General features: G+C 61.7%; 13 protein-coding genes. 9 read left to right on the top strand and 4 right to left on the bottom strand.

Features of this window, described 5'->3' with window-relative positions; all coding sequences use genetic code 11:
• Positions 1-95: 95 nt before the first annotated feature.
• From ccoG to AB4N84_RS20145, 8 genes are all read left to right on the top strand, one after another.
• Complete coding sequence (gene ccoG / locus AB4N84_RS20180) at positions 96-1511, top strand: cytochrome c oxidase accessory protein CcoG (protein WP_460042815.1); 1416 nt, start codon at positions 96-98, stop codon at positions 1509-1511.
• A 12-nt stretch (positions 1512-1523) separates the two neighbouring features.
• Positions 1524-2057, top strand: coding sequence for a FixH family protein (locus tag AB4N84_RS20175; RefSeq protein ID WP_074755043.1), 534 nt, complete (start codon positions 1524-1526; stop codon positions 2055-2057).
• A gap of 55 nt (positions 2058-2112) precedes the next feature.
• Positions 2113-4563, top strand: a complete 2451-nt coding sequence (locus AB4N84_RS20170; RefSeq protein ID WP_460042814.1) for a heavy metal translocating P-type ATPase — start codon at positions 2113-2115, stop codon at positions 4561-4563.
• Positions 4564-4603: 40 nt separating this feature from the next.
• The gene (ccoS, locus tag AB4N84_RS20165; RefSeq protein ID WP_460042813.1) at positions 4604-4819 is read left to right on the top strand and encodes a cbb3-type cytochrome oxidase assembly protein CcoS; all 216 of its coding nucleotides are present in this window, start codon (positions 4604-4606) and stop codon (positions 4817-4819) included.
• A 165-nt stretch (positions 4820-4984) separates the two neighbouring features.
• Positions 4985-5668 carry a sulfite exporter TauE/SafE family protein gene (locus AB4N84_RS20160; RefSeq protein ID WP_460042812.1) on the top strand — a complete coding sequence of 228 codons (684 nt, stop codon included), beginning with the start codon at positions 4985-4987 and terminating at the stop codon, positions 5666-5668.
• A gap of 214 nt (positions 5669-5882) precedes the next feature.
• Positions 5883-7265, top strand: coding sequence for an oxygen-independent coproporphyrinogen III oxidase (gene hemN / locus AB4N84_RS20155; protein WP_460042810.1), 1383 nt, complete (start codon positions 5883-5885; stop codon positions 7263-7265).
• Positions 7266-7385: 120 nt separating this feature from the next.
• Positions 7386-8120, top strand: a complete 735-nt coding sequence (gene fnr / locus AB4N84_RS20150; protein ID WP_074755051.1) for a fumarate/nitrate reduction transcriptional regulator Fnr — start codon at positions 7386-7388, stop codon at positions 8118-8120.
• Positions 8121-8186: 66 nt separating this feature from the next.
• The gene (locus AB4N84_RS20145) at positions 8187-8735 is read left to right on the top strand and encodes an adenine phosphoribosyltransferase (protein WP_074755053.1); all 549 of its coding nucleotides are present in this window, start codon (positions 8187-8189) and stop codon (positions 8733-8735) included.
• A 155-nt stretch (positions 8736-8890) separates the two neighbouring features.
• Here AB4N84_RS20145 and recR read toward each other — a convergent pair whose 3' ends face one another.
• From recR to dnaX, 4 genes are all read right to left on the bottom strand, one after another.
• Complete coding sequence (gene recR, locus AB4N84_RS20140; RefSeq protein ID WP_074755055.1) at positions 8891-9493, bottom strand: recombination mediator RecR; 603 nt, start codon at positions 9491-9493, stop codon at positions 8891-8893.
• A gap of 69 nt (positions 9494-9562) precedes the next feature.
• Positions 9563-10591, bottom strand: coding sequence for an NADP-dependent oxidoreductase (locus tag AB4N84_RS20135; RefSeq protein ID WP_460042809.1), 1029 nt, complete (start codon positions 10589-10591; stop codon positions 9563-9565).
• A 400-nt stretch (positions 10592-10991) separates the two neighbouring features.
• Positions 10992-11318, bottom strand: coding sequence for a YbaB/EbfC family nucleoid-associated protein (locus AB4N84_RS20130; RefSeq protein WP_062385680.1), 327 nt, complete (start codon positions 11316-11318; stop codon positions 10992-10994).
• A 67-nt stretch (positions 11319-11385) separates the two neighbouring features.
• Positions 11386-13548 carry a DNA polymerase III subunit gamma/tau gene (gene dnaX, locus AB4N84_RS20125; protein WP_460042808.1) on the bottom strand — a complete coding sequence of 721 codons (2163 nt, stop codon included), beginning with the start codon at positions 13546-13548 and terminating at the stop codon, positions 11386-11388.
• Between the two features lie 154 nt (positions 13549-13702).
• On the opposite strand from dnaX, the gene AB4N84_RS20120 reads away from it, so the two are divergent.
• Positions 13703-14476, top strand: a complete 774-nt coding sequence (locus AB4N84_RS20120) for a substrate-binding periplasmic protein (protein ID WP_074755060.1) — start codon at positions 13703-13705, stop codon at positions 14474-14476.
• Positions 14477-14493: the final 17 nt, after the last annotated feature.

The raw sequence follows: 14493 nt of genomic DNA, 5'->3' as shown, positions 1-14493 counted from the left end.
CACCACCCAATGACCTCGGCCGGCACGTACTGACCGAGGCATTTAGCCACCGCCGTGGAACGCTTCAATGAGCACGCCTCGATGAGTATGCTGCGATGAGCAACCAGATTCCGGTACACAACGTCACGCCGCCGGCCAAAAAAGACGATGACACCGTCGACCTCTACGCCTCTCGGGAGAAGATCTACACCCGGGCGTTCACCGGACTGTTTCGCAACCTGCGGATCGGCGGCGGGATCGTGCTGTTTCTGTTGTACTTCGGCACCGTCTGGCTCGATTGGGGCGGACACCAGGCGGTCTGGTGGAATTTGCCCGAACGCAAGTTCTACATTTTCGGAGCAACGTTCTGGCCACAGGACTTCATCCTGCTGTCCGGCATTCTGATCGTCAGCGCCTTCGGGCTGTTTTTCATCACCGTGTTCGCGGGCCGCGTCTGGTGCGGTTACACCTGTCCGCAGAGCGTGTGGACCTGGATCTTCATGTGGTGCGAAAAGGTCACCGAGGGCGACCGCAACCAGCGCATGAAACTGGACAAGGCGCCGATGAGCGCCAACAAGCTCACCCGCAAACTGGCCAAACACAGCCTGTGGCTGCTGATCGGGCTTGTCACAGGCCTGACCTTCGTCGGTTATTTCTCACCCATCCGCGACCTGACCGTCGACTTCTTCACCGGTCAGGCCGATGGCTGGTCTTATTTCTGGATCGGGTTCTTCACCCTCGCCACCTATGGCAACGCTGGCTGGCTGCGCGAACAGGTGTGCATCTATATGTGCCCATACGCGCGCTTTCAGAGCGTGATGTTCGACAAAGACACCCTGATCGTCTCCTACGACCCACGTCGTGGCGAGAAACGGGGCCCGCGCAAAAAGGAGCTGGATTACAAGGCGAACGGACTGGGCGACTGCATCGATTGCACGATGTGCGTGCAGGTCTGCCCGACCGGCATCGACATCCGCGACGGCCTGCAGATCGAGTGCATCGGCTGCGCCGCCTGCATCGATGCCTGCGACACCATCATGGACAAGATGAACTACCCTCGCGGCCTGATCAGCTACACCACCGAACACAACCTGTCCGGACAAACCACACACACACTGCGGCCGCGCCTGATCGGTTATGCGGTGGTACTGGTGGTGATGATCGGCGCGCTGACGGGCGCCTTCTTCATGCGATCGCTGGTGGGCTTCGACGTCAGCAAAGACCGCGTGCTGTACCGCGAAAACGCCGAAGGGCGCATCGAAAACGTCTACAGCCTGAAGGTGATGAACAAGGATCAGGTCGATCACACCTACGTCCTCGACGCTACGGGCCTGCCGGACCTGAAACTGCAAGGGCGACGCGAGATCAAGGTCGCCGCCGGTGAAATCTTCACCCTGCCGGTCGAGCTGTCGGTGTCTCCGGAACAGCTGCCGTCGAGCACCAACGAGGTGACGTTCACCCTCAAGGACATTGAAAACAGCGGCACCGAAATTCAAGCCAAGAGCCGATTCATCGGCCCACACGTTCGTTAAGAGATGTCAGACATGACCGCAGCAACCGCCTCAAGCCCTTGGTACAAGCATCTTTGGCCGTGGATCATCATCGGCATTCTGGCCTGCTCGGTCACGCTGACGCTGTCCATGGTGACCATTGCGGTCAACAACCCTGACAACCTGGTCAACGACAACTATTACGAAGCCGGCAAAGGAATCAACCGCTCGCTGGACCGTGAGCTGCTTGCCCAGACACTGAAACTGCGTGCGACCGTGACCCTCGATGACGTCACCGGCGAAGCCGACCTGCGACTGACGGGGAACAGCCGCCCTGAAACGCTGGTCCTGAACCTGATCTCGCCGACTCAACCGGAAAAGGACCGCAAGATCGTGCTCGCGCGCAACCCTGCCCAGCCGGGTCGCTATGTCGGACAAATGAGCGACAAGGTCGAAGGCCGGCGCTTCGTCGAACTGCTGGGCGTGGAAAACAGCCAGACCTGGCGCCTGTTCGAAGAAGAAGCCATTACCCGCGACAAGGACTTGATCCTGGGCGACGAGCCGATTCAAGGTGCGGAAAAGAAGTGAGAATGACCATCGAGCGTCACGACCCTCTTCACCACGCTGCGCGTGGGAATGATCCGTGGTCATAACGCCTTGTTTCCACTGCGCCCTGCCCGTTCCATCTGGAGGTCGTTTTACCGCTGTCGTACTCGGCCAAGCCCGTGAATTCTGCTGCCCCGGTTGTCAGGCCGTGGCACAGGCCATCGTCGCGGGCGGGCTGGAAAGCTATTACGCCCACCGCAGCCAAGCCTCGACCCATCCGCAAGCCTTGCCGTCACACTTGCTCGACGAGCAGGCGCTGTACGACCGGCCCGACGTGCAGGCACCTTTCGTGCATCACGACGAGGACCTGGCCGAAACCACGCTGATGATCGAAGGCATCAGTTGTGCCGCTTGTGGCTGGTTGATCGAGCGCCATTTGCGCACGCTGCCTGCCGTCGTCGAAGCACGCCTGAACCTGTCCAGTCACCGGCTTTACCTGCGCTGGAAAGACGCCTCCCTGCCACTCAGCCAGGTGCTGAATGAACTGCGCAGCATTGGTTACGCAGGCCATCCCTGGCAAGCCGACGAGGCCAGCGAACAGTTGGCTCAGGACAACCGGCGCAGCCTGCGTCAGTTGGGAGTTGCCGGCCTGCTGTGGTTTCAGGCCATGATGGCCACGATGGCGACGTGGCCGGAATTCAACATCGACCTCAGCCCTGAAATGCACACCATCCTGCGCTGGGTGGCGATGTTTCTGACCACGCCCATCGTGTTCTACAGCTGCGCGCCGTTTTTCAGAGGCGCCTTTCGAGACCTGCGCACACGTCATCTGACGATGGATGTCTCGGTGTCGCTGGCCATCGGCCTGGCCTACGTGGCGGGCATCTGGACGGCGATCACCGGCGTCGGCGAGCTGTATTTCGACGCGGTGGGCATGTTCGCGCTGTTCCTGCTGACCGGACGCTACCTGGAACGGCGCGCTCTAGAACGCACCGCCGCCGCCACCGCACAATTGATCAATCTGCTGCCGGCGTCATGCCTGCGTGTGAACGAGGACGGTCAGAGCGAGCGGATTCTGCTCAGTGAGCTGCGGCTCAACGACAAGGTGCTGGTGCATCCCGGCGCGGTATTGCCCGCCGATGGTCGTATCGTCCACGGTCAATCGAGCATCGATGAATCGCTGCTCACCGGCGAATACCTGCCTCACCCGCGCGTCCCCGGCGATGCCGTGACCGCGGGCACGTTGAACGTCGAAAGCGTGCTGACCGTCGAAGTCCTCGCCCTGGGCCTCGACACCCGACTGTCGGCCATCGTCCGGTTGCTCGAGCGTGCCCAGTCCCAAAAGCCGCGTCTGGCGCAGGTCGCTGATCGCGCGGCGCAGTGGTTCTTGCTGATCTCGCTGATCGCCGCCGCCGTCATTGGGGCGCTGTGGTGGCAACTGGACCCCAGCCGGGCATTCTGGATCGTTTTGGCCATGCTGGTCGCGACGTGCCCGTGCGCGCTGTCACTGGCGACACCCACGGCGTTGACCACCGCCACCGGCACGCTGCACGCCCTCGGGCTGCTGCTGACACGTGGGCATGTGCTGGAAGGGCTTAATCAGATCGATACGGTGATCTTCGACAAAACCGGCACGCTGACCGAAGGCCGTTTGACGCTCAGGGGAATCCGCAGCCTGGGACCGCTGGGCAGTGACGACTGTCTGAGCCTGGCGGCGGCGCTCGAAAGCCGCTCGGAACACCCTATCGCCCGTGCATTTGGCAGCACGCCGCTGATGGCTGACGACGTGCTCAGCACGCCGGGCCTGGGGCTTGAGGGACGCGTCGGAACGCGACGACTGCGCATTGGCCAGGCAGATTTCGTCTGTGCGCTCAGTGACAGCCCCGTGCCGAGCATGCCGGACGAACCCGGCCAATGGTTGTTGCTGGGCGACGAGACTCAGGCGCTGGCATGGCTGGTGCTGGACGATCGGTTGCGCGATGACGCGGCCACCCTGGTCCGGGCCTGCAAGCAGCGTGGCTGGAAGACCTTGCTGCTGTCCGGGGACAGCTCGCCGATGGTCGCCAGCGTGGCCGAACAGCTGGGGATCGACGAGGCGCGCGGCAGCCTGCGACCGGATGACAAGTTGCAGATCCTGCAACAGCTCAGGGCTCAGGGGCACAAGGTGTTGATGCTGGGTGATGGCATCAACGACGTGCCGGTCCTGGCGGCCGCTGACATCAGTGTTGCCATGGGGTCTGCCACTGATCTGGCGAAAACGACTGCCGACGCGGTGCTGCTGTCCAATCGCTTACAGGCGTTGGTTCAGGCGTTCACGCTTGCTCGGCGGACGCGCCGCGTCATCCTGCAGAATCTGTGGTGGGCGGCGCTCTACAATGGCCTCATGCTGCCATTCGCCGCGCTGGGCTGGATCACGCCTCTGTGGGCGGCTGCGGGCATGTCCGTCAGCTCGCTGATCGTCGTGCTCAATGCGCTGCGTCTGACGCGCACGAAGGTCGATAAGCCCACGCCCGGGTGGGTCGACAGCCACCGGCCATTGCCGGCATGAACCCGTTCTCGCTCCACACGCCCTGGATTTCGGAGGCTCAATGCCCGCGCTATACATCATGATCCCGGTGGCCCTGTTGATCGTGGCCGTGGCGATCTACGTGTTCTTCTGGGCCGTGGACAGCGGTCAGTACGACGACCTCGACGGCCCGGCGCACAGCATTCTGTTCGATGATCAGGATCCGGGGCACAAGGCTGGCGTGGATGAAGCGTCGGGGAAAAACGGTCAGAAAGCGGACGAGAAGAATATCGGGTGATGAATTCAGGTTTTGCGGTGCAGCGGCTGGCCTCTTCGCGGGCAAGCTCGCTCCCACAGGGGAGCAGTGTTGGTGCGAGGATCTGCGCACGGCACGTCAACTGTAGGAGCGCGCTTGCCCGCGATGGCGTCGGTGTCATCGCTGTAGCACCTTCGGGCCACATGCATGCCTGATCTCCTCCCCCAGCTGCTCTCGGCCCTGATTCTCGGCCTGCTCGGCGGCGGGCATTGCCTGGGCATGTGTGGCGGTCTGATGGGGGCGTTGACGATGGCGATCCCCAAAGAGCAACGCAGCCGACGCTTGCGCCTGTTGCTGGCCTACAACGTCGGGCGCATTTTCAGCTACGCCTGCGCGGGATTGTTGATTGGCCTGGCGGGTTGGGCGGTCGCCAACAGCCCCGGTGCAATGATTCTGCGGGTGATGGCTGCCGTGCTGTTGATCACCATGGGCCTGTACCTGGCGGGATGGTGGAGCGGTCTGACACGCATTGAAGGGTTGGGACGCTGGCTATGGCGCTACATTCAGCCGGTTGCCAGCCGACTGCTGCCGGTGTCGAGCCTGCCGCGCGCATTGCTGCTCGGCGCGGCATGGGGCTGGCTGCCCTGCGGGCTGGTCTACAGCACCTTGCTCTGGTCGGCGAGTCAGGGCAATGCGCTTTACAGTGCACTGCTGATGCTGGCGTTCGGGATCGGCACCTGGCCCGTCCTGATCGCCACCGGCCTTGCCGCCGAACGCACCACGGCCCTGCTGCGAAAACGAGGCGTGCGCGTCGCCGGGGGACTGTTGGTGATTGTGTTTGGCCTGTGGACGCTGCCCGGACCGCATCAGCACTGGTTGATGGGGCATTGAGCACTAACCCACCCCTTCCGGCGCGTTAGCTTCCTGTGTGCGAATTCATTCGCAACTGGCAGGATGGGTCGCTGGACCTCTGTCGCCTCCCCGACCTTTCGCGAATGAATTCGCTCCCACTGAGGATGTCGGCCATCCATTGATCCAGGTCAATAGTGGCTCGACCCGCTCTCCCTAAACTGCCTTCACCGCCAGCCTTTTCGGGAATGCCCGCATGCTCGACGACCTTCGTTGGGATTCTGAACTCATCCGTCGCTACGACCTGACCGGGCCGCGCTATACGTCTTATCCCACCGCCGTGCAGTTTCATACGCAGGTGGGCGCGTTCGATCTGTTGCATGCGCTGCGTGAAAGCCGCAAAGCCGTGCGCCCGTTGTCGCTGTACGTGCACGTCCCGTTCTGCGCCAACATTTGCTACTACTGCGCCTGCAACAAGGTCATCACCAAGGATCGCAGCCGCGCTCACGTCTATCTGCAGCGACTGGAACAGGAGATCCAGATGATCGCCCGCCACGTCGACGGGCGTCAGGTGGTTGAACAGCTGCATTTCGGTGGCGGCACGCCGACCTTTCTCAGTCATGTCGAACTGCGTCAGTTGATGGCGCACCTGCGCCAGCACTTCACCTTGCTGGACGACCACTCCGGCGATTACGGCATCGAGATAGACCCTCGCGAGGCGGACTGGTCGACCATGGGCCTGCTCCGTGAGCTGGGATTCAACCGCGTCAGCCTTGGCGTGCAAGACCTCGATCCTCTGGTACAACGCGCTATCAACCGCCTGCAAAGCCTGGATGAAACCCGCGCGATCGTCGAGGCTGCCCGCACGCTGCAATTTCGTTCGGTGAACATCGACCTCATCTACGGACTGCCGCTGCAAACACCCGAGGGGTTCGCACGCACGGTCGACGAAGTCATTGCCCTGCAACCCGATCGTCTGTCGGTGTTCAACTACGCACACCTGCCCGAACGCTTCATGCCCCAGCGGCGCATCGACACGGCGCAGTTGCCCAGCGCCGAACACAAACTGCAGATACTGCAGCGCACCATCGAGCAACTGACCCAGGCCGGTTACCGCTACATCGGCATGGACCATTTCGCCCTGCCCGATGATGACCTGGCCATCGCTCAGGAAGAAGGCACGCTGCAGCGCAACTTCCAGGGCTACACCACCCACGGCCACTGCGACCTGATCGGCCTGGGGGTCTCGGCCATCAGCCAGATCGGCGATCTGTACGCGCAGAACAGCAACGACCTCAACGAGTACCAGAACCTGATCGCCAGCGATCAACTGGCGACCAAACGAGGGCTGATCTGCAACGACGACGACCGCATACGGCGAGCGGTCATTCAGCAGTTGATCTGTCACTGCTCGCTCGACTTCGCCCCGATCAACGATGAGTTCGGTATCGATTTTCGCGGCTACTTCAGCGAAATCTGGCCCAGGTTGCTGCAGATGGCCAAAGACGGATTGATTCACCTGGACAGCAACGGCATCCGTGTCACACCCGCCGGCCGCTTGCTGGTGCGCTCGATCTGCATGGTCTTCGACGCCTATATGAGCGTTCAAAACCGTCAGCGGTTTTCGCGAGTGATCTAGGACGTTTCTGTTTAAGCAGCAGGAATCCATTTCACGCCATGGAGGGCGCGTGCTAGTCGAGGCCCTGACCCGTGGGTTACCCTTACGACTTATGTGTGTTTTATTACAAGGAATTACCCGATGTCTGAGCCAGTAAAGATGCGCGCTCATACCCAGGCTCACTGCAAGGATTGCAGCCTGGCCCCGTTGTGCCTCCCGCTGTCATTGAACCTTGAAGACATGGATGCACTCGACGAAATCGTCAAACGTGGCCGCCCCCTGAAAAAAGGCGAGTTCCTGTTTCGTCAGGGCGATACCTTCGACTCGGTCTACGCCGTGCGGTCCGGCGCGCTGAAGACCTTCAGCTTGAGCGACAGCGGCGAAGAGCAGCTCACCGGCTTCCATCTGCCCAGCGAACTGGTCGGACTATCAGGCATGGACGCAGAAGCCTACCCCGTCTCCGCCCAGGCCATGGAAACGACCTCGGTGTGTGAAATCCCCTTCGAGCGTCTGGATGAGCTGTCGGTGCAATTGCCACAACTGCGTCGTCAGTTGATGCGCGTCATGAGCCGCGAGATCCGCGACGACCAGCAAATGATGCTGTTGCTGTCCAAGAAAACCGCGGACGAGCGCATCGCCACGTTCTTGGTCAACTTGTCGGCCCGCTTCCAGGCGCGCGGTTTTTCAGCCAATCAGTTCCGTTTGAGCATGTCGCGCAACGAAATCGGCAATTACCTGGGCCTGGCCGTGGAAACCGTGTCCCGGGTGTTCACCCGCTTTCAGCAGAACGCGCTGATCGCCGCCGAAGGCAAGGAAATCCACATTCTTGACCCCATCCAGCTGTGCGCGCTGGCGGGCGGTTCGCTGGAAAGCTGATGGCGACACAGGCCGGGCAGGCTTAAACTACGCTCTTTGCGTGTATCTCCTGCCCGAGACCTTTCGATGATTTTCGACGAATTCAGCTTCAAATCCCTGATCCGCCCCGTGGTGGACTTCCCCAAGCCTGGCGTCATTTTTCGCGACATCACCCCGCTGTTTCAATCGCCCAAGGCGCTGCGCCTGGTGATGGACAGTTTCGTGCAGCGTTACATCGACTCGGACTTCACCCACGTGGGTGCCATGGATGCCCGCGGATTCCTGATCGGCTCGATCATCGCCTACGAACTCAACAAACCTCTGGTGCTGTTCCGCAAACAGGGCAAGCTGCCCGCAGACGTGCTGTCAGAGGGTTATCAGACCGAATACGGCGAAGCGTTTCTGGAAGTTCACGCCGACAGCCTGTGCGACGGCGACGCGGTGGTGATGTTCGATGACCTGATTGCCACGGGCGGCACGCTGATCGCAGCCGCCAACCTCATCCGCCGCATGGGCGCGAAGGTGCACGAAGCGGCCGCCATCATCGACCTGCCTGAGCTGGGCGGCTCGCAACGACTGCAAGACATGGAAATCCCGACGTTCTGCCTGACGCAGTTTGCGCTGACGGATAAATAAGGCCGGCCCTGTCAGCGGACGAAACTGTAGCCGGCTCGGTGCGGGCGGCGTTCCGACGAAATCGGTGTGTCATTCACCCTGGATGTGGCTGACCCGACGCGTTCGCCAGCAAGCCGGCTCCTACAGTGCTGGGCCAAACGTCAAAGCTTTTAACGTCAAAGCTGGATTGGCTTGCGCCCTGCGAAGGAATGCGCCAGCGTGCCGCCGTCCACCAGCTCCAGCTCACCGCCCAACGGCACGCCGTGGGCAATCCGGGACGTGATCAGGCCCTTGTTGTTGAGCAACTGGGCGATGTAATGCGCGGTGGCCTCACCTTCCACGGTCGGGTTGGTCGCCAGGATCACTTCGGTGAACGTGCCTTGCTCTTCGATCCGTGCCATCAGTTGCGGGATACCGATGGCCTCAGGCCCGAGGCCATCGAGCGGCGACAGATGCCCCTTGAGGACGAAGTAGCGACCGCGATAACCCGTCTGCTCGACGGCATACACGTCCATCGGGCCTTCCACCACGCACAGCAGCGTGTCATCCCGACGGACATCGGAACACTGAGGGCACAGTTCTTCTTCGGTGAGGGTGCGGCATTGCTTGCAGTGTCCGACGCCTTCCATGGCCTGACTCAGCGCCTGAGCCAGGCGTGAGCCACCGCTGCGATCGCGCTCAAGCAACTGCAATGCCATGCGCTGAGCGGTTTTCTGACCGACGCCAGGCAGAATGCGCAGGGAGTCGATCAACTGGCGAATCAGTGGGCTGAAGCTCATTGGGGAAAGGTCCGACAAATACACGAGACGCGGTTTATACCCGCGCCTCCGGTGAGCGTCAAATCACGCTTACGACACCTTCACCACCAGCTTGCCGAAGTTCTTGCCTTCGAGCATGCCGATGAAGGCATCCGGCGCGTGCTCCAGGCCTTCGACCACGTCTTCGCGGAATTTCACCTTGCCGTCCTTCACCAACGGCACCATGGCCTGCATGAATTCTTCCAGGCGATGGTAGTACTCCTCGTAGACGATAAAACCCTGAATCTTCGCGCGCTTGGTCAACAGCGTGCGCATCAGCAGCGGCAGGTAATTCGGACCGTCGGGCAGGCGCTGGGCGTTGTACTGAGCAATCAGGCCGCACAGCGGTATGCGGGCGTGCTGGTTCAGTAGCGGCAGTACCGCTTCGAAGACCTTGCCGCCCACCAGTTCGAAATAGATGTCGATGCCGCTGGGACAGGCCTCGCTCAGTTGCTCGGCAAAATGCTCGCTTTTGTGATCAATACAAGCGTCAAAGCCCAATTCGTCCATGACATAGCGACATTTGTCGATACCACCGGCAATTCCGACCACACGCAGACCGTGCAGCTTGGCAACTTGCCCGACCACCGAGCCGACCGCGCCGGACGCCGCAGCGACCACCAGGGTTTCGCCGGACTTGGGCTGGCCAATGTTCATCAAGCCCATGTAACCCGTGATGCCCGGCATCCCGAGCACGCCCAAGGCCATCGACGGGCTCGGCAAGTCTTTAGGCACCTGCATCAGGTTCTTGCCATCGGAGAGGCTGTGGGTCTGCCAGCCGGTTTGCCCGACCACCAGATCGCCTTCCTTGAACGCCGGGTTGCGCGATTGCTCGACCACGCTGACTGCCCCGCCCTCCATGACGGCGTCGATTTCCACCGGCGGCGCATAGGACGGCGCGTCACTCATGCGACCGCGCATGTAGGGATCGAGGGAAAGGTACAGCGTGCGCAGTTGAACCTGGCCGTCCTGCACGTCAGGCAGTGCCTCGCGCTCAAGCCGAAAATTCTCCGGCGTCGGCGAACCTTGGGGACGAGAGGCCAGGACGACACGCTGGTTGAGGATCAGTTCTTGCGACATCGGAGCGGTTCCTTTATCGATGAGTGACAGGCTATAGAAAGCAGACCGCAGCGCTCGGGAGCGGTTCGGTTGGATGCGGCGGCAGTATGAGACACGTAATGAACGCAGAAAACACCCCAAGCAACGAGAGGGGTAACCCGTAGCAGCGAGGCTTGACGACAGAGGCATCCATGAAATCGACTCAGCCATCACAGACCAGACGCTTGATTGCGGTGGGAGCGAATTCATTCGCGAAAAATGGTTCAGGCGGCAGGAATGTGTCGAGCCGGCTGGCCAATCGCGAATAAATTCGCTCCCACAGGGTTTACGCCGCCCGGAGAGTATCCGTCGGTCGTCTAGAAACGCTTACAAAAATGCCAGGCACTGGGCCTGGCATTCGGGTGCCGCAACAACCGCTCGGTCAGAACGGCAGCTTCATGCCTGGCGGCAGTTGCATGCCAGCGGTCATGCTGGCGGTCTTTTCCTGGCTGGCCGCTTCGATCTTGCGCACGGCGTCGTTGACGGCTGCGGCGATCAGGTCTTCAAGGATTTCCTTGTCTTCCTGCATCAGGCTGTCGTCCAGGCTAACGCGCTTGACGTCGTGACGACCGGTCATCACCACGCTCACCAGGCCTGCGCCCGATTGGCCGGTCACTTCGGCATTGGCCAGTTCTTCCTGCATCTTGGCCATTTTTTCCTGCATCTGCTGGGCCTGCTTCATCAGGCCAGCCATGCCACCTTTCATCATGGGAGTTCTCCTCGAACGTCGATGGGGTCGTTGCGCGGCGCCAAATCAGCTTAGCGCCTTGCGGGAATTAAGGGGTCTGTACAACGGGAGCATCCACGGGTGCAATCGTATCTTCACGGATCCTGGCACCAAACTGTTCGAGCATCTGCTGGATGAACGGATCGGCGTGGATCGACGCCTCGGCCTGCCGCTGGCGGTCGGCACGCCGACGCGCCGCCGCTTGAGCCGGGGTTTCCTGTTCGGGCTTGATCAGCTCGATACTCAGATTGATGGTGCGTTCATGGTATTGGTTCAGCGCATCGTTCAGGCGGCGCTGCTGCGTCGAGTTGAACAGCGCGCTGTGGGCAGGGTCCAGGTGCAGCAGCCAGTTGTCGCCGTCGACCGACATCAAGGTGCAGTTGGCGGCAATGCTGCCGGTCATGCCGGAAATCGGCAGTTTCGGAAACAGGTCGAGCCAGTCGGCGGCAAGGCCGGTCGCCGGTTTGGCAGCCGGGAGCAATTCAGGCTCTTTCTCCACCGCCTCGGCCGTGTCGTGGGCCAGGTCGTCCAGATAGGCGAACGACGCCGGATCAATGTCGACATCCGGCTCGTAATAGTCATCATCAGGTGGCGGCTCGTCGTCACGTTCCATGGGCGCAGGCACGTACGGCGCGGCGTCGGGCACCTGTTCGAGCATCGCCGGGGTGACGACCTCGGCGGCCGCCTGGATAGGCTCCTGCGACTCGACTTCCGGCGCATCCGGCACCGGGCTCGCAGGTGCGGGCGTCGGCATCGGCGTCAGCTCGGGCTGCTCGGCCACGGTGTCGAGAACGGGCTCGGGAATGTCTTCAGCCACAGCGGCCGGGGCCGGCTCAGGCTCACTGACTGGCGACGCTGCTTTCGGCTCATTCCAGGGCAGGTCCACTTCTTCGACCGGCGCTGACGCCGCAACCGTTTCAGCGACGGGCGCCGGTGCGTATGCGGGCGCGGATGGCGTCACGGGTGCAGGCTGTTCAAGAACAGCAGCGGGCGCAGGCGTTGATGCTGCCGGAGCCGGAGCCGGTATCGGCGCAACAGGCGATGCACCGGCCACCGTTGTCTGGGAATCAACCGTGGCCGGGTTGATCCCCACTGACTTTAACGGCTGTCTCGGCGCGTTTTCGCTGTCGGCGGGGCGGAACGCCAACATGCGCAGCAGGACCATCTCAAAACCGCCGCGCGGGTCCGGCGCCAAAGGCAAATCGCGACGCCCGATCAGGCCCATCTGGTAATAGAACTGCACGTCCTCGGCCGGCAAGGCCTGGGCCAGCGCCAACACGCGGTCCCGGTCGCCGTGGCCGTTGTCCACGCCCTCAGGCAAGGCCTGCGCAATCGCAACACGGTGCAACACGTTGAGGATTTCCGAGAGCACGCCGCTCCAGTCCGGGCCTTGTTCAGCCAGGTGGCGCACGGCTTCCAGCAAGGAGCGGGCGTCGCCGTCGATGAGTGCCGTGAGCACGTCATACACCTGGCCGTGGTCCAGCGTGCCGAGCATCGCTCGCACGTCAGTGGCCAGCACTTTGCCCTCGCCGAAGGCGATCGCCTGGTCGGTCAGGCTCATGGCGTCCCGCATCGAGCCGTCGGCGGCACGACCGAGCAGCCACAGTGCGTCGTCTTCGAACGGAATGTTTTCAGCGCCCAGCACGTGGGTCAGGTGCTCGACCACGCGCTCGGGCGTCATGTTTTTCAGGGAGAACTGCAGGCAACGGGACAGAATGGTCGCTGGCAGCTTCTGCGGATCGGTGGTCGCCAGGATGAACTTGACGTAGGGCGGCGGCTCTTCCAGCGTTTTCAGCAAGGCGTTGAACGAATGGCTGGACAGCATGTGCACTTCGTCGATCAGGTAGACCTTGAAGCGGCCACGGCTGGGCGCGTACTGCACGTTGTCCAGCAGTTCTCGGGTGTCTTCGACCTTGGTGCGGCTCGCGGCGTCGATTTCGATCAGGTCGACGAAGCGACCTTCGTCAATCTCGCGGCACACTGAACACTCACCACAGGGCGTGGAAGTAATACCGGTTTCACAGTTCAGGCATTTAGCGATGATTCGCGCGATGGTGGTCTTGCCGACACCGCGCGTGCCGGTGAATAAATAGGCATGGTGCAGGCGCTGGCTGTCCAGCGCGTTGATCAAGGCCTTGAGCACATGGGTCTGGCCGACCATTTCGCGGAACGAGCGCGGACGCCATTTACGTGCAAGAACCTGATAACTCATTGAAAACCGTCGCGACTGGGTTGCGGAAGACCGCTAATGCTAGCGGAGCGGGGCCAAAATTGCATCCGGGCAATATGAACGCGCGCATATAAACAATCTGCCGCTAGACTGCCATCACTGCCCAATAGCATTTCGGCTCACACCGAGGGACCTCATGCGGTTGCTGACACTGAGCGCTTTATTGCTAATGAGCGGGTCCGTCGGGGCGCAGGAAATACCGTTACGGTTTTCCATCGCCGATGCGTGGTCGATGCCGCTGGTGCAGCTCGACGACCATCAACCTACCGGCGGCATCATCTTCGACATCATGCAAAGCATGGCGGCGCAGGCGAACCTGTCGGCGGAATACCGCGTGGTGCCGATTCAGCGCGTTCAGCGCACGCTCGAACGGGGCGCCATCGACGTGCGCTGCTATGCCGCGCAATCGTGGATGCCCAACCTCTCCGGCGATTACACATGGAGCTTGCCGCTGCTGATTCAGCGCGATCTGTTGATCAGCACACCGGATAACGCCACGCCCAGAGCACCGGACACCCTGACCGATGAAACCATCGGCACCGTGCTCGGTTACGCCTACCCGACCCTGCAAACCGCCTTCGACAGCCACCGCTTGAAGCGCGATGACGCGCGCAGCGAAGTCCAGGTGCTGCAGAAACTGCAAGTCCACCGTTACCGCTACGCCGTGGGCAATCAGTGGTCGCTGGACTGGTTCAACCGCAACCTGCCCGACGATCAGAAACTGCGTGGCGTCGCCGTCATCGATGAACAGCCGGTGGGTTGCATCGTGCGCAACGACACGCAAATTCCCGCGCAACGCCTGATGCGGATTCTGCTGAGGATGCGCATGTCGGGCGAGATCGACCGGATCATGAGCCGCTACAACACGGTGTCGGGCCTTCCAGCGGATCGGCCTGCAGCGGCGCCTTGACACCCACGCCCAAGGCT

The sequence above is a fragment of the Pseudomonas sp. S2_H01 genome, assembly GCF_054668305.1.
This window is presented reverse-complemented; position numbering and strand designations above follow the sequence as displayed.

Coding starts and splice junctions, on each gene's coding strand:
- AB4N84_RS20120 (WP_074755060.1), top strand. CDS start 13,703: ATGCGGTTGCTGACACTGAGCGCTTTATTGCTAATGAGCGGGTCCGTC.
- recR (WP_074755055.1), bottom strand. CDS start 9,493: ATGAGCTTCAGCCCACTGATTCGCCAGTTGATCGACTCCCTGCGCATT.
- AB4N84_RS20130 (WP_062385680.1), bottom strand. CDS start 11,318: ATGATGAAAGGTGGCATGGCTGGCCTGATGAAGCAGGCCCAGCAGATG.
- AB4N84_RS20175 (WP_074755043.1), top strand. CDS start 1,524: ATGACCGCAGCAACCGCCTCAAGCCCTTGGTACAAGCATCTTTGGCCG.
- ccoG (WP_460042815.1), top strand. CDS start 96: ATGAGCAACCAGATTCCGGTACACAACGTCACGCCGCCGGCCAAAAAA.
- ccoS (WP_460042813.1), top strand. CDS start 4,604: ATGCCCGCGCTATACATCATGATCCCGGTGGCCCTGTTGATCGTGGCC.
- hemN (WP_460042810.1), top strand. CDS start 5,883: ATGCTCGACGACCTTCGTTGGGATTCTGAACTCATCCGTCGCTACGAC.
- fnr (WP_074755051.1), top strand. CDS start 7,386: ATGTCTGAGCCAGTAAAGATGCGCGCTCATACCCAGGCTCACTGCAAG.
- AB4N84_RS20135 (WP_460042809.1), bottom strand. CDS start 10,591: ATGTCGCAAGAACTGATCCTCAACCAGCGTGTCGTCCTGGCCTCTCGT.
- dnaX (WP_460042808.1), bottom strand. CDS start 13,548: ATGAGTTATCAGGTTCTTGCACGTAAATGGCGTCCGCGCTCGTTCCGC.
- AB4N84_RS20160 (WP_460042812.1), top strand. CDS start 4,985: ATGCCTGATCTCCTCCCCCAGCTGCTCTCGGCCCTGATTCTCGGCCTG.
- AB4N84_RS20145 (WP_074755053.1), top strand. CDS start 8,187: ATGATTTTCGACGAATTCAGCTTCAAATCCCTGATCCGCCCCGTGGTG.